18 protein-coding genes and 1 tRNA gene are annotated in these 26393 nt (G+C 65.3%); 12 read left to right on the top strand and 7 right to left on the bottom strand.

All coding sequences use genetic code 11. The features are described from left to right. The first annotated feature begins 216 nt into the window (after window positions 1–216). The 3 genes from ASC59_RS17480 (at window position 217) to ASC59_RS08600 (ending at window position 3131) form a co-directional block, all read left to right on the top strand. Window positions 217–918, top strand: a complete 702-nt coding sequence (locus ASC59_RS17480) for a C40 family peptidase (RefSeq protein ID WP_235492636.1) — start codon at window positions 217–219, stop codon at window positions 916–918. 385 nt (window positions 919–1303) lie between these two features. Beyond that, window positions 1304–1801: an HNH endonuclease gene (locus ASC59_RS08605; protein WP_055820881.1), complete on the top strand. Its 498-nt coding sequence runs from the start codon at window positions 1304–1306 to the stop codon at window positions 1799–1801. Between the two features lie 244 nt (window positions 1802–2045). Continuing rightward, window positions 2046–3131, top strand: a complete 1086-nt coding sequence (locus ASC59_RS08600) for a CHAP domain-containing protein (protein ID WP_055820875.1) — start codon at window positions 2046–2048, stop codon at window positions 3129–3131. Between the two features lie 187 nt (window positions 3132–3318). On the opposite strand, the gene ASC59_RS08595 is transcribed toward ASC59_RS08600, so the two are convergent. After that, complete coding sequence (locus ASC59_RS08595) at window positions 3319–3603, bottom strand: GlsB/YeaQ/YmgE family stress response membrane protein (protein WP_055820872.1); 285 nt, start codon at window positions 3601–3603, stop codon at window positions 3319–3321. Between the two features lie 141 nt (window positions 3604–3744). Between ASC59_RS08595 and ASC59_RS08590 the strand changes: the two genes are divergently transcribed. After that, window positions 3745–4416 carry a response regulator transcription factor gene (locus tag ASC59_RS08590; protein WP_055820869.1) on the top strand — a complete coding sequence of 224 codons (672 nt, stop codon included), beginning with the start codon at window positions 3745–3747 and terminating at the stop codon, window positions 4414–4416. Window positions 4417–4487: 71 nt separating this feature from the next. Here the strand turns inward: ASC59_RS08590 and ASC59_RS08585 are convergent, their stop codons facing one another. Then, window positions 4488–4754: a PLDc N-terminal domain-containing protein gene (locus ASC59_RS08585; protein WP_055820867.1), complete on the bottom strand. Its 267-nt coding sequence runs from the start codon at window positions 4752–4754 to the stop codon at window positions 4488–4490. A 349-nt stretch (window positions 4755–5103) separates the two neighbouring features. On the opposite strand from ASC59_RS08585, the gene ASC59_RS08580 reads away from it, so the two are divergent. From ASC59_RS08580 to ASC59_RS08570, 3 genes are all read left to right on the top strand, one after another. Continuing rightward, entirely contained in the window at window positions 5104–5823 is a 720-nt protein-coding gene (locus ASC59_RS08580) for a hypothetical protein (protein WP_082513486.1), read from the top strand. Window positions 5824–5828: 5 nt separating this feature from the next. Continuing rightward, a complete protein-coding gene (locus ASC59_RS08575) occupies window positions 5829–6224 on the top strand; it encodes a PRC-barrel domain-containing protein (RefSeq protein ID WP_055820864.1) in 396 nt (131 codons plus the stop codon). A gap of 71 nt (window positions 6225–6295) precedes the next feature. Next, window positions 6296–6367: transfer RNA gene (locus ASC59_RS08570), tRNA-Arg, on the top strand. 715 nt (window positions 6368–7082) lie between these two features. Here ASC59_RS08570 and ASC59_RS08565 read toward each other — a convergent pair. Continuing rightward, a complete protein-coding gene (locus ASC59_RS08565) occupies window positions 7083–7364 on the bottom strand; it encodes an SHOCT domain-containing protein (protein WP_055820861.1) in 282 nt (93 codons plus the stop codon). A gap of 28 nt (window positions 7365–7392) precedes the next feature. On the opposite strand from ASC59_RS08565, the gene ASC59_RS08560 reads away from it, so the two are divergent. Then, complete coding sequence (locus ASC59_RS08560) at window positions 7393–8295, top strand: hypothetical protein (protein WP_055820858.1); 903 nt, start codon at window positions 7393–7395, stop codon at window positions 8293–8295. 237 nt (window positions 8296–8532) lie between these two features. On the opposite strand, the gene ASC59_RS08555 is transcribed toward ASC59_RS08560, so the two are convergent. Next, window positions 8533–9501, bottom strand: coding sequence for an alpha/beta hydrolase (locus tag ASC59_RS08555; protein WP_055820855.1), 969 nt, complete (start codon window positions 9499–9501; stop codon window positions 8533–8535). A 135-nt stretch (window positions 9502–9636) separates the two neighbouring features. After that, window positions 9637–10494 (bottom strand): alpha/beta fold hydrolase, encoded by an 858-nt coding sequence (locus tag ASC59_RS08550; protein ID WP_055820852.1) that lies wholly within the window; start codon window positions 10492–10494, stop codon window positions 9637–9639. 116 nt (window positions 10495–10610) lie between these two features. On the opposite strand from ASC59_RS08550, the gene ASC59_RS08545 reads away from it, so the two are divergent. Together ASC59_RS08545 and ASC59_RS08540 are read left to right on the top strand one after the other, a co-directional pair. Beyond that, window positions 10611–11198, top strand: a complete 588-nt coding sequence (locus tag ASC59_RS08545; protein WP_235492635.1) for a TetR/AcrR family transcriptional regulator — start codon at window positions 10611–10613, stop codon at window positions 11196–11198. Between the two features lie 786 nt (window positions 11199–11984). Continuing rightward, on the top strand, window positions 11985–21281 hold the full coding sequence (locus ASC59_RS08540; RefSeq protein ID WP_055820847.1) for a DUF5979 domain-containing protein: 9297 nt from the start codon (window positions 11985–11987) through the stop codon (window positions 21279–21281). Between the two features lie 558 nt (window positions 21282–21839). Here ASC59_RS08540 and ASC59_RS17475 read toward each other — a convergent pair. Together ASC59_RS17475 and ASC59_RS08530 are read right to left on the bottom strand one after the other, a co-directional pair. After that, window positions 21840–22802, bottom strand: a complete 963-nt coding sequence (locus tag ASC59_RS17475) for a GNAT family N-acetyltransferase (protein ID WP_082513483.1) — start codon at window positions 22800–22802, stop codon at window positions 21840–21842. Continuing rightward, window positions 22799–23887 (bottom strand): serine hydrolase domain-containing protein, encoded by a 1089-nt coding sequence (locus ASC59_RS08530; protein ID WP_055820841.1) that lies wholly within the window; start codon window positions 23885–23887, stop codon window positions 22799–22801. The genes ASC59_RS17475 and ASC59_RS08530 overlap by 4 nt, the downstream gene beginning before the upstream one ends. 337 nt (window positions 23888–24224) lie before the next feature. Here ASC59_RS08530 and ASC59_RS08525 point away from each other — a divergent pair, with 337 nt between their 5' ends. Together ASC59_RS08525 and ASC59_RS08520 are read left to right on the top strand one after the other, a co-directional pair. Beyond that, window positions 24225–24731: a MarR family winged helix-turn-helix transcriptional regulator gene (locus ASC59_RS08525; RefSeq protein WP_055820838.1), complete on the top strand. Its 507-nt coding sequence runs from the start codon at window positions 24225–24227 to the stop codon at window positions 24729–24731. Window positions 24732–24973: 242 nt separating this feature from the next. Beyond that, window positions 24974–25525 carry a hypothetical protein gene (locus tag ASC59_RS08520; protein ID WP_157487967.1) on the top strand — a complete coding sequence of 184 codons (552 nt, stop codon included), beginning with the start codon at window positions 24974–24976 and terminating at the stop codon, window positions 25523–25525. Window positions 25526–26393 lie beyond the last annotated feature (868 nt).

Raw genomic sequence — 26393 nt, 5'->3', positions numbered from 1 at the left:
TCGAAGGACTCGGAACAAGACGCCTCCCATCCCGTCTCTTGACCTTCCGATACGCACGCGATACCCGCAGTGGACGGACCAGCCTCAGGGCTGTCGGAGGCGCCGGAGGTGACTTTGGCCCAGCTACAGACCCGTGATGACCACAACTCAAGAAAGATCGAGGCAGCCCCCGCAGCCGCGATCGTGAAGTCGAAGCCCCGAGGCAAGCGCCGCGGCGTGGCTTCGAACCTCACCGTGATGGCCGTCGCCGTCGGCCTCGTGGCCACCGTGGCACTGCCCGCCTACGCCAGCGCGCCCGGAGTGGGCGACCAGGCCTTCGCCGAGTCCGACGTGAACCGCGCCATGAAGGCAGGTGAGCAGGAGGTGACCGTCGACAAGCAGGCCGCCACCATCACCGTGGCCCGCGACGGCTACGACGCCACGACCAAGGCCTCCATCGACGCCGCCGCTGCGGCTGCCGCCGCCGAAGCCGCCGCCCAGGCCGCCGCGACGGCCGCCAGCGAGATGACCGCGTACAGCGAGGCGTTCTCGGGCCCGACCGTCGGCGACCTGCTCGCCAGCCCGCCGTTCCCCGGTGGCTTCGATCTGGCCGCCGTGTACAACGTGGCGCTGCAGTACCAGGGCGTTCCCTACGTCTACGGCGGCAACACCCCGGCCGGCTTCGACTGCTCGGGCTACGTGCAGTACGTCTTCGCCCAGTTCGGCGTCAGCCTCCCGCACTCCTCCTCCGGTCAGGGCGCCATGGGCACCCCCATCTCCATCGAGGATGCCCAGCCGGGCGACCTCGTCATCATGGATGGCCACGACGGGTTCTACGCGGGGAACGGCAACATCCTGCACGCTCCCTACGAGGGCGCATCCGTTCGCGTTCAGCCCATCTGGACCGGCGACTACACGATCGTGCGCCTCGGCATCTGATCGGCATCCGTCGACCCTCGGGCATCGCACTCTGACCGTCGTCAGCGGGGCCTCTTGTCGTGAACGAGATCTGACGAACGGATGACGACACACACGTGCGGCGTGCCTGATAGTGAGTGTTCCTCCGGTGTGGTTTAGCCTGAAGCTCTGACAAACGAGTTCTCGGGAGAGTCGATGCACGAGCAACGCAGCATCCGCACCATGGATGACCGCTGTGCCTTCGTACGCCGGCATTCGAGTCGCACGCAACACCGCATTCGTGTGGTTGGTAGGGCACTGTCTTCGTGACGGTGCCCTTTTCTGTTCGCCCTCGCTCCTGAGTACCCGCTCGTCGGGGTAGTTCGAATGGCTGGAAGCCGTCCAGCCTCATTCGAGAGGGAGAGACATGCGCACACTGGTTCTCAACGCCGGCTACGAGCCGCTGGCGGTCATCTCGTTCAAACGAGCGCTCATCCTGGTGATGAACGGCAAGGCCGTCCTCCTGCAGTACGACGCCGATCACCCTGTGTGGGGGCAGTCGGGTTCGTGGGATCGCCCGTCGGTCATCCTGCTGACGCGCTACGTGCGCATCCCGTACGCCCGTGACGTGCCAGTGAGTCGCCGAGGCGTGCTGCGGCGCGACAATCACCGCTGCGGATACTGCGGGAAGTCGGCTGCGACCATCGATCACGTGCTGCCCCGCTCGCGCGGCGGTCGCGACTCGTGGGAGAACCTCGTGGCGTGCTGCGTTCGCTGCAACAACGTGAAGGCCGACCGCACGCCCAACGAGATGGGCTGGCACCTCCGCATCACGCCCACGATGCCGCAGGGCACGGCCTGGCTGGTGCGCGGCTTCGAGCGTTCCGAGCCGCAGTGGGACGAGTTCCTGACCCTGGCCGCGTGACTTGGCCGCTCCAGCGCCTTCGGGTCGCCAGTTGTGGTCGCCGGAGCCGTCGTCGAGCGGCCATAAGTGGCGAGCCGCTGGAACAGTCGGCGGCCGAGTGCGCGCCTACCCGTTTCGCACCGTGACAACCTCGGGGCTATCACGTAGTCTGGGGCAGGTCGCGCCGGGGGAGGTCATCCCCACCGGGCGACACGACCCCTGTACGACGACGCGGCGCCACCAAGCGCCCCGGAGGACCTCTTACGTGATCGAACCCGGCAGCCCCGACCGACTCGCACCCGAGTCGGCGCCGGAGACCACCGGAGCAGGTCCGGCAGCTGAGCTGCCCACCAGGCGTTCGCTCCGCGCTCAGCGCGATGCATCAGCGGCGAGCACCGCGGCGTCCGCCCCGGCCCAGCAGACGCAGATCACGCATCCCGCCGCCACCGAACTGGTTCCCACGCGGACGGAAGCCGCGCCCGCCAGTGAGTCGGTCGGCCCGTCGGCCGCCTCGTCGGCGGCTCGTACCGCGGCCAGCCCGTCGGCAGCTCGTTCTGCGGCAACCGGAGCCGGAGCCGGAACTCCTCCGCGCAGACCTGCCACGGCGGCTCAGCCCGCCCGTCGACGGAAGAACCCGTTCGGCGCGATCGTCGCCCTCGTGGTCGTTCCCGGACTCTTCCTCACCGTCGCACTTCCCGCCTACGCCTTCGCGCCGACGGGCGGCTCCGAGTACGGCGAATCGGGAACCCACGAGCTTTCCGTCGCCTCGGCGCAGGAGGTCGACGTGTCGAGTTCCGCCGCCAAGATCACCGTCGCCCGAGACGGCTACACAGCGGTGAGCGGCGAGGAGATCCGGCGGCAGACCGCCGAGGCCGAGGCTGCAGCACGGGCTCAGGCCGCGGCCGAACTCGCCGCGCAGGTCGGCACCTACTCCGTTCCCGCGCAGCGCCAGGAGGGCGACGACTATCCGTGGCCGGGCGGCCCGGTGGGAGTGCTCTCACCCCTCAACTACGAATACCGCGAATGCGTCGACTTCGTCGCGTGGCGCCTCAACCGCGACGCCGGTGCGACCGGTCCGTTCCGCTGGGTCTGGTCGAACCTCACTCCGGGCGGCGGCAGCGCGTGGAACTGGGCCAACGCCTGGTACGCGAACGGCTGGCAGGTCAGTCACGATCCGATCGTCGGCTCCGTCGCCTGGTTCACGGGCAACCACGTGGCCTACGTGCAGTCGGTCAACGGCGACGGCACCGTGACGATCGAGGAGTACAACCAGAACTCCGACCACAACTACCACCGCCGCACCATCGGTGTCGGCGATGCGTCGCTGTACCTCTACCCGCCGCCCGCGTAGGTCGCCGCATCCGCCTGCGTAGCAGTGCGGCATCCGCTCGCCCACGGCATCTGTGATGCTCACCGTGGCTGCCTGCTCTGCAGCTGAGTTAAACGTGGAAAGCACGACGCGCCCGACTCCTGGGAGTCGAGCGCGTCGTGCTTCGTCATGCGGGGCTGGGTGGTTCGCCGGCCCGCATGACAGGTGACTAGGAGCGGCGAGCCGAGCTGCGGCCTCCGGCGAAGCGCACGTAGAGGAACAGCACGATGATCGCGCCGATGATGGAGCCGATGATGCCGGCGGGCTGGAAGAAGCCGTCCATCGGGTCGTGCTGGAAGATCAGGAATCCGAGGAATCCGCCGACGAAGGAGCCGACGATTCCGACGAGGATCGTCATGAGGATGCCGATGTTCTGCTTGCCGGGGATCACGGCGCGAGCGATGAATCCCGCGATGAGGCCGATGATGATGAGGCTGATGATGAGACCGAGCATGAGTGTTCTCCTGTACTGATCGCCCGACGGAGCACGACCACGGACGCATCGGGTGATGCGCCGGCCGCCATCGGGTTATGTTCCAACCCAACCACCCCTCCGGGTGTGGTGGCACACCCCTGAGGGTGGAATGCTGGAACCATGCCAGCATCCACGAGTCGTCGTCCCATCACCGTCGCGCTCGTCGATGACTACGACGTCGTACTCAAAGGCCTCGCGCATCTGTTCGACGACTACCGCGACCGCGTCGTCGTCGCGGAGATCGACGCCAACGCCGCGATGGAGGACTACGTCGACGTCGTGCTCTACGACTCGTTCGCCCAACCGGAGTCCGACCAGACCGAGATCGCGGCGCTGATGCGCAACCCGCGCGCTCGCCACGTCGTCGTCTACACCTGGAACTTCCAGCCGGAGCTCATCGCCGAGGCGCGCGAGCTCGGCGTGCACGGCTATCTCTCCAAGACGTTGACGGCGGCAGCCCTCGTCGCGGCCATCGAGGCTGTGAACGCGGGGGAGATCGTGATCAGCGAGCAGAACCGTCGGGCGCCGAGTGCACCGGGCCTGGACTGGCCGGGGAAGCGGGAGGGGATCACGGATCGCGAGTCCGAGATCCTGGCCCTCATCACGCAGGGCAAGAGCAACGCCGAGGTGGCGCAGCTCACCTACCTCAGCCCCAACACCGTCAAGTCGTACATCCGCTCGGTCTATCGCAAGATCGGGGCGACGAGCCGCACCCAGGCCGTGATCTACGGTGTGAGCCACGGATTCGCACCCGACACCCACCGCATCGAGCACTGGCTGGGTGGTCCGTGACGGGCGACGGATGCTGCAGCTGAGGCATCCGTCAGTCGAGGGCGCGGGCCAGCAACCCGATCGCCGCAGCGTCAGGTCGTGAAGTCGCCGACGGGGCTGTCGTGGACGACCTCGCGGTCGCGGTTGCGGCGCATCGTGATGCTGCGGTGCCGCGCGATCAGGTAGACGAGGCACCCGAGCAGCGGGACGAGCACCAGGAACACCAACCAGAAGGCCTTCGCCCACCCGTTGAGCTCCTCGTCGCGGAACACGTCGATGGCGATGTACAGGAAGAGCACCAGGCAGCAGATGGCGATGTAGAACCAGAAGAACCAGCTGACGAAATCCCAGATGAACATGCGCGCTCTCCCTTCACGATCGGGCGGTACTGCGGCCGCGCTGCGGTCGTGGTGCCGAATGTAATGCAGGATGCGCGCGCGACACATCACCCGGATCGGATGAGCTGGGGACCCTGCATCCGCTGCTGGCACGACGAGCCGCCGGTGACCGATGCCGTCGGCGTCGGCGTCGGCGTCGGCGTCGGCGTCGCAGAGTGTAGCCCTCGGGACGGTGGCCGTCGACCCGGCCCCGTCGATCCGAAAAGGATGGCTGACTAGAGGTGGCCACTCGCCGGGCGACCGGCGCGATCGGCGGGCCCTACCGCCGGCCGGGTACCATGACCGACACACCACGACAGGATCCAGGACGATGACGAACCGAGATCAGACCGACGATGGTCGGCCCCAGACCACCCAGCCCCAGGGGTCGACGCAGCCCCAGACGGCTCATCAGCAGCCCGTCGCGCAGGGCTCCGTTCCCGCCGGTGGCCCCGCCTCATCGGGGTCTGTGCCGCTGGAGGATCGCAGCACACTCCGCGAGGAGGTCGTGAGCCGCGAGCGGGAGAGGTTCGGCGGCATCAAGTTCGGTTCCGCCTTCTTCGGATGGCTCACTGCCACGGGCACCGCCGTCATCCTGACCGCCCTCGTCGCGGCGACAGGCGCTGCCGTCGGACTGGGAGCATCCGACACCGAGGCGGCATCCATCGACGAGAACGAAGCCGCCACCATCGGCATCGTCGGCGCCATCGCGCTCGTCGTCGTTCTGCTGATCTCCTATTACTGCGGCGGATATGTTGCTGGGCGGATGGCGCGCTTCGACGGAGTGAAGCAGGGCCTGGCCGTGTGGCTATGGGCTGTCGCCATTGCTGTCGTGGTCGCCATCGTGGGTGCCATCGCCGGCAGCCAGTACAACGTGCTGGCCAACGTCAACAGCTTCCCGCGCATCCCGCTCAACGAGGGTGACGTTACGTTCGGTGGCATCATCACGGCGATCGCCCTGGCGCTCGCCAGCCTCGGAGGCGCCCTCCTCGGTGGCGCCGCAGGTATGCGTTTCCACCGCAAGGTCGACCGCGCCGGCCTCGGACGGTGACGCGGATGCTGCCATCGAACAACATCCAGAGCATCGTCGGTGCCACGCTCTACGGCACCGGGGACGACAAGATCGGCCGAATCGCCCAGGTTCTGGTCGATGCCGTGGACGGGCATCCAACCTGGGCGGTGGTGAACACGGGAACGCTCGTGCGCCATGCCACTTACGTGCCGCTGGGCGACGCGACCTGGGAGAACGACGACGTCACAGTCCCCTTCAGCAAAGACTTCGTGAAGGGTGCTCCCCGCATCGATTCGGATGGCGGCCTCGATCCGGCGCAGGAACAGGAGCTCGTGCGTCACTACGAGGGACTGCCGGCATCCGTGCCCGCTCTCTCCGAGTCAGACAGGGACCCGGACGCACGCCACGAGGGACCCGGTCACGACGACTCGGTGCGCTGACTATATTTCGCATGGGTCTGGGATGCCGCCAGTCAGCGCCGCCTCCCAGACCCGATAAACTCGTCAGGTCAGCCTCTGTAGCTCAATGGAAGAGCAGTTCCGTCCTAAGGAAAGGGTTGGGGGTTCGAGTCCCTCCAGGGGCACCGGATGTCGTGCGCCGCTGTTTTTGACGGATGCGCGCCTCGCTGAGATCTGTACGTTTTTGCTGAGCCCACTCTCCACAGGCCGCTCGACAGAAAGCCAGTCTGATCAGGGTTATTTTCTGAGGGCTGTTCTCTCGCGTCCGACGGGGTCTGTAGCTCGAGTTGCGTAGGGCGCCGGCGTAAGTACAGGGTTGATGGACATCGCTCGTACCCTTGCTGACGCGATTCCTCCGCCGAGCGTCACGCTGCCGTCGAAACTGGACTTTCCGCAAGTAACGCTGGACTCGCTCGGCATTTCCGAATCTGGGCGGCGTCGGCGTCGGCGTCAGTCGAGGTGGTGGCATTCGCCTGTCGGCGGACGTGTGGATTCGGTTGCTTGGGTGCTCGTGACGGACGAGCGCATAGTTGTTGCGGTTGTCGCACCGTCACCGGGCATTTTCGCGGGCGGGGTCTACGGGACCGAAGAGGCTTCGACCATCACGCGGGCTCAGCACGACACGAACCATCACGTTGTAGGACCGGCTAACGGCATCGATCAGGTGCCGCGGAATGAGTTCTCGCGTCCCAGTACCCACCGCCGAAGCCCCGACTCATCGGTGAGCTCTTCCAGTGTGCCACCGCTCGTGCATCGCAGGTTTCTCCTCGCCGTGGGGAACTCCGCCTCTGTGTGGAGGAATGACCGGCGGACGATGGTGGCGCCGTTCGCGCGGGCTGCTCAGAGTCGACCAAGCAATTCGTTTCGTTTGGCTTCGAATTCAGCCTGGGAGAGGAGGCCTTGGTCTTTAAGCTCGCCGAGTTGGCGTATCTGTTCGATGGGGTCGGAGGCGGTGGGTTGTTGCACCACCGGTGCCTGGGAGCGGTGGTCCGGGGCAGCCAGCGTTGCCGACTTCCGGGCGTTCACGACCAGGAGGACGACTACGACGATGACGGCTGCAGCCAGTAGGAGGAGCACAGCGAGGATGATGAGGACGTGCCAGCCGGTGAGGTTCGAGAACATGTGGTGAGCGTATCGGTGGGCGTATTGAGTGTCGACGGTCGCGATCCACTTCCGGGCCGTTACGGCGGTGCTCGATCTGGTGATTCCGGCCGTTCTCCGTCTTGCGGGTGCGATGGATCGTCGTCGGATAGTCATCTCAATGGATGAAGCATGCGCCTCGTTCAGGAGGCAGCGGTCGGTTCGAGTGGGAGCGGAGAATCAGGCGATGCGCGATGACTTCGAATGGTGGGCGAACATCTGGGTGCCAGCCGCCGTTGGTGTAGCGACGGTATTCCTCGGCACTGTCGCCTGGTGGACCAGCCACCGATCGGTGAAGATCGCGGAGCGCAGCGATACTCGCGCAGCGATTGCGCGAATCGATGCTGAGATGCCGAAGCTCTCGTTCGCTGTCGAGTACATATATATCGTGTCTGGCGATCTAGTCGATATGGATGACGGGTTCGCGGACCTCAGCCCGCGGAGACCCGGAATAACTAAGACTGACGAGGAGCTCTTCAACGCAAGTTGGGATCTGAGCGCAGGCGGGTCGACAACACTCGTCGTATTCGTGGGCGTCCAGGTGTGGAACGATGGGCCGCGTCGAGCTGACCTCCAAGTCTCTAACCCTCGCGGCTATCTGCGCGACGATCAGGGGCAAATCGGTGTTTCCGTGGGTGAGTGCCGTCATCTCGAGGTTCGAAAGGCGCTCACGGTCACTGAGTGGGTCCGTCTTGCGCGAGAAGGCGTCAACCCCGAGAGTGTTGCGACCATCACCTATCAGCTCCCTACCGCGAGCAACGCCATCGACACCGTCGACATCGTTCTTCGAGGCACCTTCCTAACGGTGGCGGATGGCTCGGCCACCCTCAGTAGCGACTTCGGAGGGTTCGTCATTACAGGGTTCCGAGGCGAGGCGACGCCCGCGAAGAGGACGTATAGCGCCATTCAGTGAGCGACTTCACCCGTCCATCAAGTCTGGACACAGCGCGAGCCTGGCGAATCAAGGCACAGCGTGATTGGGTCCGCAGAAGGATCCTGTTTCAGGGTGCGTGTGGGTGTGGGTGTGGGTGTGGGTGTCGAACAGCCGCCCCAGGGGCATTCCGCATTTGTCGTGATCGTCCCTGGCATTGCGGCAGCCGATTGCCCCGCGATTCCGGATCGCGGGGCAATGGTTACTCGCCAGGGTCGGTCATGCGTCGAGTTGGCGCCGCACCCACTCTCCGCGGGTGTGGCGTGCCGCCTTGGAGAGTTCGGCGTCAGGCGCGAGCAGTTCGAAGAGGTGGTACGCGCCGGGCCAGACGTGTAGTTCGGCGGAGCCGCCTGCAGCCCAGATCTTGCTGGCGTAGGCAACGTCTTCATCGCGGAACACTTCGGCGGAGCCGACCTCGATGTAAGTCGGCGGCAGTTCGTCGAGGCTGGCGGCGTAGGCGGGGGACTCGTAGCCGGTGATCGAGGCGCCGTGGCGCCGATCGCCGAGCAGGAAGTTCCAGCCGGTCTCGTTGCTCGTGCGGTCCCAGATTCCGATGCCGTCGATCTGCTGGGCGGAGATCGAATCGTTGCCCTCATCGAGCATTCCGTACATGATCACCTGGCCCGCCAGTTTCGGGCCGCGGCGGTCGCGGGCGAGGAGGGCAATGCCAGCTGTGAGGCCCGCGCCGGCGCTTGCACCGATGGCGAAGAGCTTGGCGCGATCGATGCCGAGTTCCTCGGCATGCTCTGCAGTCCACACCAGGCCGGCGTAGCTGTCGTCGAGAGCGGCGGGTGCCGGGTTCTCGGGTGCGAGGCGATACTCGACGGTGACCACCACCGCGTCGAATCGTTGCACGTAGTCAAGGACTGGCTCGACGCCCACGAAGCGGTCGCCGAAGATCATCCCTCCCACGTGGGTGAAGTAGAACCCGGGACCTCGGGTGTGCCCGGGACGGTTGAACACGGAGATCGTGAGGTCGGGCGCGCCGGCTGGCCCGGGAATGACGAGTTCCCGGTGCTCGATGTCACGCTCGGTGAGCAGCTGGTCGAGTGTCTGCGTGAACCCGGGGCCGCGAAGCGCTTCGAGGTGCTCGGGCAGCAGGGTGGGGCTGATGGACTGGTTCACGACGTCGAGGACGGTCTTCAGTTCGGAATCGAACGGAGGGGGTGTGAGTGTATAGGCGGACATGGTGTGCTCCTTGGGGTGATCGTGCTTCTGGATGGGTGTTTAGGTGGGGTGGATCAGGCGGGGCGGCTCTCTATGCGGGCAGATCCGCCCCGCCGGTAACGCTTGACGGCCGTGACCGACGATGATCTGGATTTCCTACTTCCCGGCCCCAGCGGCGCGCTCGATGAGGTTCGCGACGTCGTTCGGCTTCTCGAGCATGGACAGGTGATCTGCCCTGACGCTCACGACCGTTCCGCCTGCCCGATTCGCCATGGCGAGCTGACCGTCGGCGGGGATGATCCGGTCGTGGGTGCCGACGAGGAAGAAGCTCGGGAGACTCTTCCAGGCGGGAGCTCCCGACGGCTCCTGCAGGGCGCCCCCGGCGACGGGGCGCTGCGACGCGGCGAGCACAGCAGCCTCTGATTTGCTCAGGTTCGCGGCGAAGGCGTGTCGGAAGAGAGACTTCTTCACATACAGGTCGGGGTCGCCCTGGGGCAGGTTCGGGTCCTGGACCACGTCGAACACGGCCTGCGGGTCGGCCGCCAGCGCGGAGCCGGGGACGGCGCCAGCCAGCTGAACGATGGTCTCGCCTTCGTCGGGCGCGAAAGCGTCGATGTAGGCCAGCGCCTTCACCGACGGGCTCTGGGTGGCGGCGTTGGTGATGACGGCGCCGCCATAGGAGTGGCCGACCAGTACGACGGGACCCGTGGTGGCCTGGTTGATGAAGGCGGCCACGGTGGCGGCGTCAGTCGTGAGCCCGCGCAGCGGGTTCGGCGCTGCCAACACGGTGTAGCCGTCCCGCTGAAGCTTCTCGGTCACCGGTGCGAAGCTCGACGAATCGGCCCAGGCGCCGTGCACGAGCACGATGGTGGGCTTGTCGGAGGGCTTCGAATCGACGCCGGTGGACGCGGCAGCCCCCGCCGAGGCGGAGGTTGCGACGCCGAGCCCTGCGAGCGCTACGGAGGCGGCCGTCATCGCGGTAAGCACCCTGCGGTTGCGAGTGAAGAGAGACATTGTTGGATTCCTTTCGAGGTAGAACGATCGTTCGTTCTTGTTAACAGAAGCATTCGATCATTGATCTGTCAACGCGGGCCGGCAGTTTTCGCAACAAAGAAATACCGTTCGTTCTCGTGTATCATGACGCCATGTCTGAATCGCCGCGCCCCACCCTTTCGCCCCGTGAGCACCTGCTCGAAGTGGCCGGCGGACTCTTCTATCGCGAAGGCATCAACTCGGTCGGCATCGACCAGATCGTGCGGGAGGCGGGGGTGACGAGGGCCACGCTCTATCGGCACTTCGCCGGCAAAGAGGCACTGGTGGTCGCATACCTTCAACGCGAGGATGCAATGCTGCGCGACGTCTTCGCTGAGGGAGAAGCGGCGGCGGTCTCTCCGGAGCACATGCTGGAGTCGGCCCTGGAGGGCATCGCTGACGACGCGACGCGACACCACACGCGAGGCTGCCCGTTCATCAACGCCACGGCCGAGTTTCCGGATGCAGAGAGCCCCGTTCGACAAGTCGTCGCCGAACACCGAGCATGGTTCCGCAGCTCGCTGAAACGCTATCTATCCGATGCCGGGCGTCCGGAGCCGGACGCCACCGTCGATGCACTCGCCATCCTCAGGGACGGCGTCCTCATCGGCAGCTACATCGACGACGCCCCGCGCGCCCGCCGCGCCTTCCTGCGGACCGCGCGTCCGTTGGCTGGACTGTCTTAGTTCCGCCGGCCGCGCGGGTAGACGACGCAAGCAGGCGCACGAGGTCAACGTGGGCGACGTCCGCATGAGTCAAAACGCGTGTGACTATTTCTGTCCGGTGAGCCGCTGCGACAGCGCTCAAAGGTCGACGCCCCAGCTTCATCTACTCGGACTCCGGCTTGGGCAGCGCCGCACGTGCCGGTGGGGTGTGCGGCGTAAGCCCGGTAGGGGATCCCATTGCGATTCACGGCCGCGGCTATCGCATCCCACAGGGCACCGGTCCCCACTCGATGTTCTCCATTTGCTGAATCCGTCACTACCGCCAACACGGCGGTCAGCCGGCTAGCGAGATGCGCGGCGTCATCGTCCCGGTCGATCGCGAGGCGTATGAGGTAGCCCTGCACGGTCGTGATGATCGCGTCGGCGAGTTCGTCCGCCGTGGCTTCTAGTTTCGATCGGGCGACGGCGTCGCGTGGGGCGTCTCGACTCCAGGGAGCGCGTCGCGGACGTGTCCGCGGAGCTCACGGATGCGGTGAGATGCGATGTCCGCGAGTTCAGGGTCGCGCGCGGCTCCACCGCCGATCCAACACGACGCACCCGGACTCGGTCCCACGAATGAGGGGTTACAGGAGTGATAGAAGTTCAGCTACGTTGAAACTCGAACCCGGTGCGCCGGCCATGCCCCTTTATCTTCATGGAGCTTTTTCAATGCCCAGGCGCCCGAATCGTCTCCTCTCTGCCGTCACCGCCATTTTGGTCGCAGGTGCAGTTGTGCTTCCAGTGGGTCTTGGTGCAGCGACGCCGGCCATGGCAGCCGATCCGACGGCTGAACTCATCATCACGAAAGCCGTGAACCCCAATCAGTCGCCGTACAGTCCGGGTGACACCTTCAGCTACTCCATCTCGCTGACCTGCAACAGTAACCTGTCCGAGGTCTGCAACGACGCGCAGCTGAACGACGCCCTCCCTGCCCCCCTTGTCTTCGACCCGGCGGTTCAGAACCCGGTCTCGGTCGGTGGCGCGAGCGCGAACAGCATTACTGTCGGGACTCGTGACTTCACGATCGATTTCACTCAGAGCACCCCCGATGGTCCGGGTCTCGTTTCAGGCGAGAACATGACCATCACGGTCTTCGTCGCCGTGCCCGACGATACGACGGCCGAGTTCAACGGCCAGGACATCATCAACACCGCGAACGCCACGGCGACCAACGCGGATCCGCAGTCCGCTACGGCCACCATCACAGTCAACGTGGTCGAGAAGCTCGACAGCACCGTGCTGAAGTCTGTCGACGACAACCAACCCGACGGACAGCAGGTCCCCGGTGTGCCTCAGCAGCCTGTCGACTATACGATCGGCGGCGGCAACGCCTCGAATCGCACGGTCGACACCATCGTCGTGCAGGATCCCGCTGACGGAGTCGCCGGCCCGCTCGAGGGCTACCTCGACTTCCGAGCAATCGGCTCGATCACGCCTCCCGCAGGCGCCGATCAGGTCAAGATCGAGTACCGCGACGCCGCTGGCAACTGGCAGCCCGCGACCGACACCGGCCCCATTCCCGCAGACCCGAGCGGCATTCCTGGCATCACGCCCTTGAGTGATGTGAAGGGTCTGCGCTTCACTTTCAGCAGTTCCGCGGGTGAGCTCCCCATCACCCCTCCGAGTGGTGAGGCGCGGATCGTCGTTCAGACCTCGACGAACAGCACAGTCGAGAACATCCCGCAGGGCCAGACGGCCACCGTCGTAAACACCGCCTCCTCATTGGTGACAGTGGGGGCCGCCTCTTCCGCGCCGCAGACCGCGAACGCTTCTGTGGTCATCAGCAATGCCCTTCCGAACGTTGGGGTGGAGAAGTCGTTCTTCGACAGCAAGCTCCTTGCCGGAGAATCGACCACAGCCAAAATCACGTCCACAAACTCCAACCTTGCTGTCGTATCGATGCTCATCACTGAGCCGTCGCCCGGCCAGCCGAACCTTCTGGACCAAGGTCTCGACTTCAGCGGCTTCACCGGCGGCGTGGAGTGGCCGGCCGGCGCCACCGAGGTGAGCGTCACGTACCACTACGCCGACGGCAGCACGGAGACCCGTGCCACCCAGGTCGCGGACAACATCCCCCCGCCGACCCGTGCCGGCGTCACCGGTTTCGACGTGCTCTTCACTGGAACGATCGAACCCAACAGTTCCGCCGAAATCCCCTTCACCGTGACGGCCCGCCCCATCGATGGGAGCCGCGACGTCATCAGCACGAACGAAACAACGGCGACTGTGGTCGACGCCACCGGGCGGACAGCCAGCGACACCGGTGCCGATACGATCACCTTGCAGCCCGCCCGTGTCTCGACCACCATCGACAAGCGCATCGCCCGCGACGACATGTTCGCTGTTCCCGGCTCCACGATGAATGTCACCATGCTCGGCGCCGTGAACGACGCCGGCGTGAACGCCTCAACGATCGGCTCCAACTCACTGATCATCACCGATCCGGACCCCGCCGGCGGCACCACCCCGTTCTGGAACACCTTCGACCTCGCCCAGATCACCGCGGGCGTACCCGGCAACGCCACCCTCAAAGCCGAATACCTCGGCGCCGACGGCGTCACCTGGGTCACCTTTGACGGCGCCAGCGCCATCGCAGGCGCGACCACCTGGATTTACGCAGTTCCTGCAGGGCTGCGGGACATCATCCGCGGCGTGCGCTTCACGTACCTTCCGAAGACCGGAGTGCTGCCCCCGGGCTTCACCGTTGCCCCAACTCTGTCGACCACCATGCGGTCGACGTTCCGCGATGGGAGCGGCAGCGTCACCGATGCAGCCGCCGCTGCGCCCGCCCCCGGCCTCACCGTCGACAACCGCGCACAGGCAGCAGTCTCGAACCCCGACGACACCGACCCCACCGACAACACGGCGACGGCTGTCGACGAGGTCGTGCTGAAACCCTTCGACGGAATCGCGCCCGACCTCCTCGAGAAGCGGTGGTTGAACGACCAGGTCTTCGCCTTCAGCGATGAGCAGCGCACCACGAGACTGAACTGGGCGACCGAGGGTCTGCCGTTCAGCTCGGTGGTCATCACCGACCCCGCGAGCACCAGCGAAATCACAGACGTCGCCACCTCGGTCTACGACGCCTTCGACCTGGCTCGGATCGAGCCGATCACGCCGGCACTCGATCCGTCGATGCAGTACGACCGCGTCGCGAAGGTCGAGCTCGCCGACGGCAGCACGACCGACGGGGCCGTCAACTGGACCGACATCACCGGCAAGGTCTGTGGACTCGCGGTGGTCTGCGATGGCACCTTCCCTGGCTACACCCTGAGCGACGCGGAGCGGGCCAGTACTCTCGGCGTGCGAATCAGCTACGCGGAGGGCAGTAACCGTAGTGGAGCCGGCGCCCCAGCTCTCGGCAGCGGCGTCGCCGCATCGTTCGGTAAAGACCGCGGCCTCGATCTCACATTCCAGATCCGCCAGGTCAAGCGCAGCGACGACGGTCCGGTCGTCGGCATTCTTCACGACGACACCTATAACACCGGCGCAGCGGGGGTCGTCAACAACACCGTGAACCTCACGGGAATCGGCCCTGTGCCGGTCTCACAGGGCGATGGCGCCGCGATCACCATCCTCGACACCACTGTCAACGTTTCGGTCACCAAGGCCTTCGACCAGACCGAACTACCCGTCCCGCCTGCCGGCACCCCGGCCGACGAGTTCCCTCTGGTGACGTCGACGATCACGGCCACCAACGAGACCGAGAGCAAGATCGGCCAGCTCACTATCAGCGATCCGTCTCCGGCGCAGCCAGCTCCGACGGCTTTCCAATACCTCAACCTGTACTCGATCGACAACATCACGGTGCCGACCGGTGCCACGCAGTCTGTCGTCACACTCCTCCGCGGCGCGGCAACGCAGACCTACACCGTCGCCGAGGCGCAGGGCCTGCCACCCGCTGACCTCGCCGACGTCACGGGCTTCAGCGTTGTGCACTCGGATCCCACGCGAACGGCCGTCGCCGCCGGAGCGGCCAGCACCGTCACGCTGACGTTCCAGTCCCGCGAAATCGAGCGCGTCCCTATCAATGCGACCCCTCGAGTGGACATCACCGACCGCGTCGACAACATCGCGCTCGCGACGGTCGAGCGACCCGGCGGAAACCCGAACCTTGACTCAGCCGCCGGAAGCGCGGACGCGACCCTTGCATTCGTCGCGGCTATCTACGGCATCACCGCATCCAAGACCATCACCCCGGCATCGCGCTACGAGGACGACGCCCGCACCGGCTACCGCCTCACTCTGGCGGGCCAGCCGACAGGCAACGTGCGCACCACAACGATGACGCTCACTGATGCCACCCCCACCTTCTGGAACGCGTTCGACTTCGCCAGCTTCCCGCAGGTCACACTGCCCCTACCCGTTCGACAGTTGCGTGTTTCCGTCCTCGTGGGAGCGGAGTACCAGACCAGCGGCGGGGCGATCACATCCACGTGCAACGGCTCGGCCGACCTCACGGCGTGCTGGACCGTCGGGCAGTGGCAGACCGCTGCGACCGGCGGGGCGATCACGCCGGTCCTTCCCGCGGGCGTGACAGCCGACCAGGTCCGCGGAGTGCGCTTCGACGTACGCCGCAACGCGGCGAACGCGAACTGGGAACGGCCACGCAACCCCACAGTGACGGTCACCGTGACCGCCACCCGACGTACAGTGCTTCACGTGGGTCCGGCCGGTCAAGTCGACTCCTACCCGGTGCCGTCCACCTTGCCCGGTCTGCAGACAGCACCCGGCGAGACCGTCCAAGGAACAACCACCGATGACCTTCAGGTCCATGGCGTTGGAGCGTGGGGAAGGCCTGACGTTGGAACGACGTGGACAGCCGACGCCAGTGACAGCGACACAACCATCCTGCAGCACCGCGTCAACGCCATCACAGTTGAGAAGTCGCCCGGCAACGGTCAGGGCGGGGCGGGCTCGCAGCAATTCCCACCCAACAGCCCCATCCCCTACGCGATGACCATCACCAACTCAGGTGCCTGGGCGATGACCGGCCTCACCCTCACCGACACCGTCGGCACCAATGGCCAAGGATCCCTGCTCGTCGAGCCGGCCGGCGCCACCGACACGTTCGGATTTGCGCTAGTGAACGGGGCGGGGACTGCCCTGGCCACCACCGGATTCGCAGCCAGCCTCGACCCGTCAACCGGAATCATCTCGATCACCGTTCCCGCCGGGTTCGTCTTCAACCCCAGTGACAAACTGACGATCACAGCCGCCTTGGTCTTCCAGACTGGACTGGCGCCGACAACCCCAGTCGGCAACTCGATCACGGCCTCATCGGACCGTGACTTCGAGCGCTGTTCCTTCACCAGCAACAACCGCCCAGTCACCCCGAACACCACCAACGTCGACCTTTGCACGGCAACAACGACGGTCACGCCGTCGGCCGCGGCTCCCATCCAGGTGGTCAAGGCCGTGAAGGGTGTCGCAGCCGGCGTACCCGGCGCAGCCCCAGGCGATGCGAACTACGACGACCTCGGCGTTCTGTCCACCGGCCGACTGCCCGCCGCAGCGGCATGCGACACCCCGAACGCCGGACGTGGCTACTACACCAACACCTGTGTACCGATCACCCGCCCCGGCGGGACCGAATCATGGCGCACCACCTTCACCAACCTCGGCAACATCCCGTCCGAGCAGCTCGCGGCCATCGACGTACTGCCAGCCCCCGGTGACACCGGTGTGACCGTCGGAACGCAGCGCGGCTCGAACTGGGCGCCGACCCTGCTCGGCCAGGTCGCCACCACCGCCGCACCCGGCACCGTACTCACGGCCTACTACCTGAACACTGTGCCCAACCGGGTCTGCAACGCCAAGGACATCGAGAGCTCTGCACGAGCCGGCGGTATCCCGACGACGGACCCCTGCTACGCGGATGTCAACAACCGCGCCTGGACGGTCTTCACTGACACGACCCCCACGGCGCAGCTCGCATCGGCCAAGGCCATCAAGTTCGTGCTCACATTCCCGGCCGGCGCCGGCCTCGCCCCGCGAGCATCTGTCGACATTTCGTTCCAAACCCGCACGGCGTGGTCGTCGCCGAGCACCGGTACCGGCACCCTGCCGATCGCCTGGAACGCCGTCGCGGCCGGATCGCGCGGAAGCAGCAACGGCGCCGAGATCTACCTCGGGCCGGTAGAGCCCGTCCGCACAGGCGTGGCGATGCCCACCGCCCGCCTCAGCCTCGCCAAAACCGTGGTCACGCCGACCGGATGGACGGCGCCCCTGCCATCGAGCTACACCTTTACGCTCTCGTGCACCTCAGGCGGTCAACCCGTAGCGATCGTGAACGGTACAGGAGCTAGTGCCGCCACCGTCACGCTGCTGCCAGACGGCACCGTCCTTACTGTCGGAGCAAGCCTGAACATCCCGCTGTACGCCGACTGCACGGTGACGGAAACGCCGACGCAGGGGGCGAAGGTCAGCTACGTCCCCACCGGAACGAATGCGACCAGCTCAGGCGCCATCACGGCGCTCAGCGACTTCAGTGGTCGCACCGACATCGCCCACCCGTTCGCGTCGACCCCGGTGCAGTTGCAGCGTATCCAGGCCACGAACACGTACGAGTTCGCCGGCTTCACCGTGAGTAAGTCAGTGGTGAACGGCGGAGCGGTCGACCAGGACGGCGCCGCGATCGTCTACGACCCGTTCCCGGTGCACGCCGTTTGCACCTTCCGGGACACGACAGTGCTCGACCAGTCGTTCACGCTGCAGGATCCGCCGGTCGCGCCGGCCACATCCTCGCGCACCTTCGACGCCCTGCCAGCCGGCGCCGACTGCACAGTCACCGAAACCGACAACCACGGCGCATCCACCAGCATCGTCGTCACCCGCGACGGGTCCTCCACGGCTCCGTCAAACAGGGCCAGCACGGCATTCACGCTGCTCGCCGATGCTCCCGCGAGGACCCACCTGAACGCCGTGGCTATCACCAACACCTTCACCGTAGGGTCCCTCGCGATCACCAAGTCGGCGACCGGTACCTGGGCGGGCCAATTCGGCGACTTCACCGTGCAGGCCACCTGCACACTGGCCGCCGCGAACCCCAACACGGTTTTCAGCGACACCGCAGTGCTGACCAAGGACGGCCCGGGCAACGTCTGGCGCATCGACGACCTCCCGACGGGCGCATCCTGCGCCATCACGGAAACTGATGACGGCGGCGCAACCCAATCCACAATCACACCCGCCTCGGTGACGATTGGCAGCACCCCGGCCCAACCGTCGACGGTCGCCGTGGCGAACGACTTCCGCGTCGGCGGCTTCTCCGTCTCCAAGACGGTCGACGGATCCGGCGTACCCACTTTCTCCGACGGGCCGTTCGAGTTCGGCTACAACTGCACCTACGAGGGCCAGGACGTCGGATTCGGCGAGGTCGAGATCTCGGGTGACGGAACCGCCGGACCGTTCGTCTCATCCTCCGTCACGGGCCTACCAGTCGGTACGGACTGTGTCGTCTCCGAAACCGCGGATGGCGGGGCGGACGCGGCGGCGGCCGACGTTACCGTCACCATTCCTGACGTGGCAGGTGGAGAACCGCAAGTTGCGACCGCGTCCTTCCTCAACCGGTTCACGGCCGGCACCATCGCAGTGACCAAGGCCCTCGACGGCGCAGCCGCCGGCGAGGACTGGGCGACGGACGCAACCTACACGATTCACGTCACCTGCCAGGTCAACACCGGTGGCGATCGCGTCACATTGTTCGACGGTGACGTCGAGTTGACCGGTGCCGGCACCGTGATGGTGCAGGACGCCGTGAACGGCGGCGATCTGCTGCTACCGGTGGGCACCCACTGTTGGGGTGACGAGACCGATTTAGCAGGAGCCACATCCACTGCGATCGACTTCGACTCCTACGACAACGCGGCGATCGTCACCGCCCAGGCTGGAAACACCACGCAGCCGCTTGAGATCACGGCGACGAACACCTTCGCCTACGGCTCGCTCGTGCTCAGAAAGCAGCTTGGCGGAGACACCGTGCTCGGGACGGGACGCACTTTCGAGATCGAGGTCACCTGCACCTTCGACCGCGGCGGTAACAACCCGACCCTCACCTTGGTCGATCACCAACTCACCCGGCTTCAGGGCGGCGAGACCGAGCGTTTCGACGATCTGCCGATCGGCTCGAGCTGCTGGGCAGAAGAGACCGATTCACAGGGGGCCTGGGAGGTGCAGGTCAGTGCGACCGAGGCCGCCCCGGTAGTCATCTCAGCCGCGGACGGCGACGTGACCTTGACCGTCACGAACATCTACCGCAACGCCGGATTCACAGTGAGCAAAGCCATCGACAATGGGGGAGCGGTCGATCAGCACGGCGACCCCATCGCCTACGACCTGACCTACTCCTTCACCGCGAGCTGCCTGTTCCTCGGCGACGAATCGATTACGCTCGCAGATCGGTCATTCACCCTGCGCGACGGCCAGTCGAAAGAGTTCTCCGGGCTGCCAGCCGGTGCCGGCTGCTCGGTCAGCGAAACAGGAACCGGTGGAGCGGCATCCACCACCATCGTCATCAGCGAGAGCGGCGTCGACGGAGCCCCGATAGACGGACCTGACGCGAGCTTCACCCTGTCGCCTGACACCGCTGGCACGCATGCGACGACAGTCGGTGTGACCAACTCGTACACGGTCGGCAGCGTCGACATCACGAAGGAAGTGACCGGCGCCGGCGCCGATGCATGGGGCACCGGCGACTTCCCGGTGCGCCTGCTCTGCACATTGCCCGACGCGGTGTCGAACCCGGTCTTCGATGAGACCGCCGTAGTCACCAGGGCCAATCCGCTCTGGATCGTCGGCGACCTACCCACTGACGCATCATGCGTCGTCACAGAAATCGACGACGCCGGCGCCACCGAGTCGTCAGTGAACCCCGCCGGAGCCTTCACCATCGGCGACGCCGAATCCGGACCCTCCCTCGTGACAGTGACCAACGACTTCCGAGTCGGCGGCTTGAACGTCGTGAAGCAGCTCACCGGCCCTGGTGTCCCCGACTTCTCGAACGGCCCGTTCGTCTACTCAGTTATCTGCACCTACGAGGGCGCGCAGGTCTACGACGGCACGCTCACACTCACGGGTGACGGCACCGGAGACCCGATCACCTCGACGACCATCACCGGGATTCCAGTCGGTGCCGAGTGCATCGTCACAGAGACGGATGACGGAGGAGCAGACGCGACACCCGATCCGGTGACCGTGACAATCCCCGACGACGGCGACAACGGCGCGAACGTAGTGACCGCCGGCTTCGTCAACGAGTTCTCGCTCGGTACCATCGCGATCACCAAGGTGCTCGATGGTGCAGCTCAGGACGAGGACTACGCGACGAGCGCCCTATTCGTGATCCAGGTCACCTGCCAACTCGAAGGGCAAGACGGCACGCTGCTCACCCTCTTCTCTGGCCCCGTAACCGTCAGCGGCGGCGAGACGGTCGTTGTGACCGACGATGACGGCGACCCGTTGCACCTGCCCTACCGGACGCACTGCTTCGCAGCCGAGACGGATGCCGGTGGCGCCACGTCGTCGAGCATCGATTTCGATTCCTTCGACAACGCCGCGATCGTGACCGTCGTCGACGCCCCGCAGGAGATCGGCATCGTCGCGACCAACGTGTTCGACTACGGTTCCATCGACCTCTCCAAGGTGATCACCGGTGCCACCGCTCAGGCGAACGGCAAAAGGTTCCAGATCGAGCTCACCTGCACTCTCCAAAGAGGGGCGAACCCCGCCTCGGTGGTTCTCGACGGCGAGATGGTCATCCTCGCCGGCGGCGAGACGCGTCGCTTCGACGATCTGCCGATCGGCGCGGAGTGCTGGGCACAGGAGACCGACAAGGGAGGCGCGGCCGCGGTCAAAATCAGTGCGACGCAAGCCGAACCGGCCGTGGTGACGGCGGACTCCGTCGTTAACATCACCGTCGAGAACCGCTTCGACCCGCCGCTAGCCGTAACCGGAGTCGATGGCGATGCCCTGCGGATACAGCTGACCGCTGGGATCGTGCTGCTGCTAGGCGGCGCCGTCATCGGACTCACCGCGTTCCTGCGGCGCCGCCGCAGGAAGTCGTGACCACGATCTCCACCGGGCGCCGTCGACGTGTGCCTGGCGACCTGCGCGCTTCCCCACGTGTCATACCCAGCGAGCAGTTCGCGACTCACGAATCTGTTCGTATCAACTCATGTTGTGATCGGGGTCAGCCGTTGGTGTTTCCGTCAGGGACCGGCTAACTGTGGAACCGCGTCGTGTCCATTGGTGGGAACCCGCTCTCGCAATTACGGTGGCCGCAGGTTTGTTCGTCGCCCTCATTCTCGTCAATAGTTGATGCATCCGGAGGCGCAACCCGGAACAACCGGGGCGACCGGACTCCGGGACTCCCGTGCCCGCCTAGCCAACGCAGCTTGACGGGCGAGCGGCACCCGTGGTTCCGATCCGGCCACACCGCAGCCAGCGATCGCACGGAAACGGATCACCTCGGGTGCCCGCATGTGGATCCGCCATCCTGCAAGCCGAGTCCGAGCAGCAGAAAAGTTCGTGACATGATCCAGTCCGGTAGCGCTTCGCTCGTGGTTCGTTCGTCGGTAACTGGTCCAGCGGAGGTTTCTCGCATCCTCGGCCTGCAGCTGTCGTTCATGTTGTCTCCCGGAAGTGGACTTGGTTGAAGGGGGTGTGAACGCCGGCGAACGGCCACGCGTGGCGGATCCATGCCGAGGCGAGGTCACCGAGGTGGTTGCGCAGCCAGGGCGGAGCGCCAGGAGTGGCCCACCAGGAGACTTCAGCCTCGATGCGGCTGGGGTCGCCGGTGTTGACGGGGTCGATGTAGATGCATCCGAACAGTTCGGCTTCGTCGGTAGGAAGGATCGCGTAGTTGAAGGATTCGTGGCGGTCCATCTCATCGGCGTGGTGCTGGAGATCTCGGACGTCCTGCTCGACGGTGAGGGTGGCAGGCGGCCAGGCCCAGGCGTCGCCGTACATCTCCCAGAGCATTTCTTGGTTGCCGAGGACGGCTGGCATGTCGATGTCGATGTCGGAGGCACGGATGGGGCGCAGGTGCACATCTTCGCCCCAGTCGACGCGCAGCGGGTGAATGAAGTCCGTAGGCAGCCAGGGCGTTTCCGGGGTCGCGTTGACTGGCGCTCTCATTCGGAAGTTGTGCAGGATCACGCCGTTGCGTTCAACCTCCTGCACGGTCTCGACCTGGAAGCCGCCGCGCTCGAAGAAGGGGCGTGCGGTTGCGCTGGCGTTGACGGTGAGCTCGGGTATGTCGCGCCCGATGGCGAGGTGAAGGAGGTGGCTGAGAAGGGCAGTTGCAACACCCGTCCGCGCCGCTGCGGGATCAACGAACATCATGTCGATGTATCCGGATTTGCTGAGGTCGCTGAAACCGACAACGACGCCGTCTTGTTCTGCGACCCACGTCTCGGCGGCAGCTCTGCGGTGCGCCCAGGCCGCAATGTCGAGGTCCGCTGCCCAGGCAGCGATCTGCTCAGGTTCGTAGTCCGCGGCGGCGGTGATCCTTACCGCACGCTGGAAGACCGTCATGGTTTGTTGCGCGTCGGTTGCCTCGTAGGGGCGGATGGTTGTTGTTGTCATGATCGGTAGTCCTTCGTGATCGATGCGATGATGCTCTCGAAGTCGAACCGGCGGGTGCTGTTGGTCATGATGACAACACCAAGGCCGAGGTTGGGGTAGATCCGAGCGACGTTCCAGAAGCCTGCGCCGGTACCGTAGTGCTCCCAGTGCGGCTGGGACGGTAGGCGGGAGCGTTCTCGGAACCATCCGGTGGCGTGGTCGAAAGACCGGCTGCGTGAGACGAGCTCACGCATTCTCGTGGCGGATTCGGTGGTGAGGATGCGAACGCCGTCAAGTTCTCCGTCGTGGAGATGAAGCTGCAAGAATCGTGCGGCGTCCGTAGCTGGCCCGATCAGGCCGCCGTAGCCCGCACCGTCGACCTGGAATGGGCGAAGTGCCTGCACGCCGTGAGGGCGGTTGCCGATGAGTTCGGTGGGTAGGAACGCTTTCGCGAACGGAATGACGGGTCGGGGGACGTTTAGGTACCCTGTGGCGGCGTCGGTGGCTGGGTGATCGAAACCGGTGGCGGTCATGCCAAGGGGAACAAGCAGCTCGGTATTGACGTGCTCCATGAAGGAGGTGCCGACCGCGAGTGCGATGATCTCGGCAGCAGCGAGGAAGCCGATATTGGAGTATTTCGCCGGACCGCCCGGTGGTCGAGTTTTCCCATTGTGCCGGTGCAGAAGCTGCTCGAGCATCGCCGCCTGGTCTGGTCGCTCACTGTCAACCGAATGCACCCACTTGATCGGCAGCGGGTTGGGTAGGCCGGCGGTGTGCGACAGAAGTTGTCCAACCGTGGCGGGGTTTCCCCTTGGCCACTGGTTGAGGTGCGCCCGCACCGGGGACTGGAGGTCCAGCTTCCCCTGGTCAGCCAGTCGTACAAGGGCAGTGGCGGTGACGAGCTTCGTCATCGAGAACCACCGAAACCTGGTGGTCGTCGTGGCCGCTGCGACGTCAGCGAGGTCAGCATGGCCGAACGCGCCCGCGAAGATTGTGCTGGTCCGGTCTACGACCGCGATCGACAGGCCCGGGACCTGCGCTGCTCGCATCGCGCGTGCCACGGTCTCACTGGTTTTCTGTGCAATCGCCTGGCGCCGGGTCGTCATTCGAAGACCGCCTTGGTGAAGTCGCTCCATAGTTTCAACAGTTCTGGACCCGGCCCGGTACACCTGTATTCAGGACTTGCTAGGACCACAGTGTGGATCGATCCCGCAGCCTGGGCAGACGAGCTGCCTGCGCATCCTGTCGTGCAGCCAGCGAGAGCAACGACGGATACTGCTACCGCGCTGATGCCCAGCAGGCCCCTGCGTAGAGAAATTGCCACGATCTTTCCTGCCTCTTTCGAGCATGCACTCTGCACGCTCGACATAATTTAGTGCGATAACGTAGTACTTTGTCAAGGTGAATTGGGGAACTCATGCGAAATCGCACTAGATTGGGGCTATGGATTCAATCGACGCACCGTCGGCTCTTTCAGCGAGCGAGATCCGCGAGGAGGGGGTCGACCTGGCGTTTCTGATCTGGCTGACTTCCCGCGGAACGTCAGCCCTGGTGGACGCCACCGTCGCGCCCGCAGGACTGACCGGCGACGAGTTCGCGGTCTACTCGATTCTTGCTGCGTCAGAAGCCACGACACCATCAACGCTTTCTCGGTGGATGGCGGCACCACCGACCACCGTGTCGAGCTACGTGAAGCGTTTTGCATCCCGTGGGCACGTTCAGAAGGACCCCGACCCCGAAGATCGCCGCTCGTACAGGATCACTCTCACTCCGGCCGGCAGGGCCGTTCACAAGACCGCCCAGGAACTATTCCGAACGGTCGACGACGCACTATCCATCGCCCTCGGAGACGCGGCAGCAGATTCCCTGAGAAGCGCGCTGCTGACCTTTCGTCCGATCCTCGACGACCTTCGGCAGGCCGAGCAGACACCAGGCGTCGATGAACGCTGAATGGCACCAAGCCGGCTCAGGATCGTAGGACCTGTCATGGGGAATCGATGGCAGCTGACGTGATGGCGGGATAGGCCGCAACGCTCGGGGAGCCGACCTCCCGCAACGCCCGGTAGCGGATCCCTATGCGGGCATCCCCAGGCCGATCCTTGAGCGATCGCAGCGAGCTGTTGGAAGCAGCTATTGACCCGACGCGCGAGAGCACCTGTACGCTCAGGTCTCACGAACGTCAGGGGGGGGGCATGAAACGGCGATATTTGGTGGCGGGCCTCGCGGGAGCTGTCGTTCTTGCTGGCGGCCGGGTGTGGCTAAGCGTATCGGGTTCGACAACGGAGCCGGATCTCATCGACCTTGTCCCAGCTCTCGCCGAGCCGGCGGGCCCAGGCACGCCACCTTCTTTCGACATGTCCGCTGGGGACGACAGCAGCATCGACAAGAGCACATGGCGGATGCTCGCCGAAGATGACCGCGCCGAATACTGGGTCGCTCGAACGCAGGGAGACCGTCTGTGCTTGTTCGCTGTCATGGTCGACGCTGAGATGACCGGCAGCTCTTGCACTACCAGCCACGATTTTCAGGCGAACGGTGTGTGGGTGGGCGTCGCCCCTCGGCCGGGCGGAGGAGTTCGCGCCTATCTGGCGCCCGCCGGGTACATTCCGCAGGATCTTCCCCGAGGGTTGGAACGCCTCGCCCCATCTTTCGTTGCCGGCGACCCCGGTGACACGACCCGCACAGCCGTTGTGTTTCAGGGTGCCGCTGGCATGAATCCCGAACGCTTCCTCTTCCCGCTTTAGGTCGAAAGCTCTCGTCGCAGATTGGACGTCCCGGCCACCCCGGACTGCCGTTCGCCGACAGCAGGCAGGTGTCTATCCTCCGGAACCGGGTGCCATCTTCACTGCGATCTGGGACCCGACGTATGTGCACGAGAACCCGACCGACGAGGCGCGAGTCGCGAGGGCTCAGTCGGTGGTACCAGACAACGGAGCAGGACTTTTCGTCTCGAGTGGTGGAGCGGGGCGAAGCAGCAAGATCACCGTAGCGAAGGGTCCGATTGCCAGGGAGAGCAGGAACCAAGCGATCGGGGAGCGGCGGTTGGACGCTGCGATGTTCGCGTTGATCACGGCTAACAGGACCCACAACCACCCATACTCAGCCATGAATGCGAACATAGCAGCCACCGCTCATGCGTTCTCGAACTGGTACGCCCAACAGATAGCTCCCGACTGCCGATACTCGGCCCGCCCCTCCGGATTGATGGTGAGAAGCTAGCCGAGTGAATGCCACGAGGACAAGCAATCGGCGACCGGGCCGTTCGATAGCGGTTGGGCTGGTCGTGATACTGCTCGGGTTCCTTCTCGTTGCTGCACAACTCATGCCGGCCACCTACAAGGGAGCCACGTACAAGTGCCGTGTCGAAGGGCCGAGCTCTCCCATGGCCGCGATGTCCGAACGTTCAGACGTCGTGACCGGGTATCCCGCTCTCTGGCCGGTTGGTCGAGCTTGCGAGTGGGATCGGAGCGCCGGCGGTGGCACCATCACCACATACTCCGGCAGTTGGGCGGGAACGCTCGTTGCCCTCGGCCTGCTCGTAGGTGGAGCAGCGGTCGTCGTTATCGCCTTCGGCGGCTTGCCGAAAGAGCCTGAGCTCCTCGAGTCGCGCGC

The sequence above is a fragment of the Leifsonia sp. Root1293 genome (genome assembly GCF_001425325.1).
Lineage (GTDB): Bacteria > Actinomycetota > Actinomycetes > Actinomycetales > Microbacteriaceae > Orlajensenia.
Note: the sequence above shows the minus strand (reverse complement) of the source record. Positions and strands in the feature narration are given on the sequence as shown.

Coding starts and splice junctions, on each gene's coding strand:
- ASC59_RS08520 (WP_157487967.1), top strand. CDS start 24,974: ATGAAACGGCGATATTTGGTGGCGGGCCTCGCGGGAGCTGTCGTTCTT.
- ASC59_RS08595 (WP_055820872.1), bottom strand. CDS start 3,603: ATGCTCGGTCTCATCATCAGCCTCATCATCATCGGCCTCATCGCGGGA.
- ASC59_RS08550 (WP_055820852.1), bottom strand. CDS start 10,494: ATGTCTCTCTTCACTCGCAACCGCAGGGTGCTTACCGCGATGACGGCC.
- ASC59_RS08605 (WP_055820881.1), top strand. CDS start 1,304: ATGCGCACACTGGTTCTCAACGCCGGCTACGAGCCGCTGGCGGTCATC.
- ASC59_RS08565 (WP_055820861.1), bottom strand. CDS start 7,364: ATGTTCTCGAACCTCACCGGCTGGCACGTCCTCATCATCCTCGCTGTG.
- ASC59_RS08525 (WP_055820838.1), top strand. CDS start 24,225: ATGGATTCAATCGACGCACCGTCGGCTCTTTCAGCGAGCGAGATCCGC.
- ASC59_RS08530 (WP_055820841.1), bottom strand. CDS start 23,887: ATGACGACCCGGCGCCAGGCGATTGCACAGAAAACCAGTGAGACCGTG.
- ASC59_RS17475 (WP_082513483.1), bottom strand. CDS start 22,802: ATGACAACAACAACCATCCGCCCCTACGAGGCAACCGACGCGCAACAA.
- ASC59_RS08575 (WP_055820864.1), top strand. CDS start 5,829: ATGCTGCCATCGAACAACATCCAGAGCATCGTCGGTGCCACGCTCTAC.
- ASC59_RS08555 (WP_055820855.1), bottom strand. CDS start 9,501: ATGTCCGCCTATACACTCACACCCCCTCCGTTCGATTCCGAACTGAAG.
- ASC59_RS08590 (WP_055820869.1), top strand. CDS start 3,745: ATGCCAGCATCCACGAGTCGTCGTCCCATCACCGTCGCGCTCGTCGAT.
- ASC59_RS08585 (WP_055820867.1), bottom strand. CDS start 4,754: ATGTTCATCTGGGATTTCGTCAGCTGGTTCTTCTGGTTCTACATCGCC.
- ASC59_RS08540 (WP_055820847.1), top strand. CDS start 11,985: ATGGCAGCCGATCCGACGGCTGAACTCATCATCACGAAAGCCGTGAAC.
- ASC59_RS08580 (WP_082513486.1), top strand. CDS start 5,104: ATGACGAACCGAGATCAGACCGACGATGGTCGGCCCCAGACCACCCAG.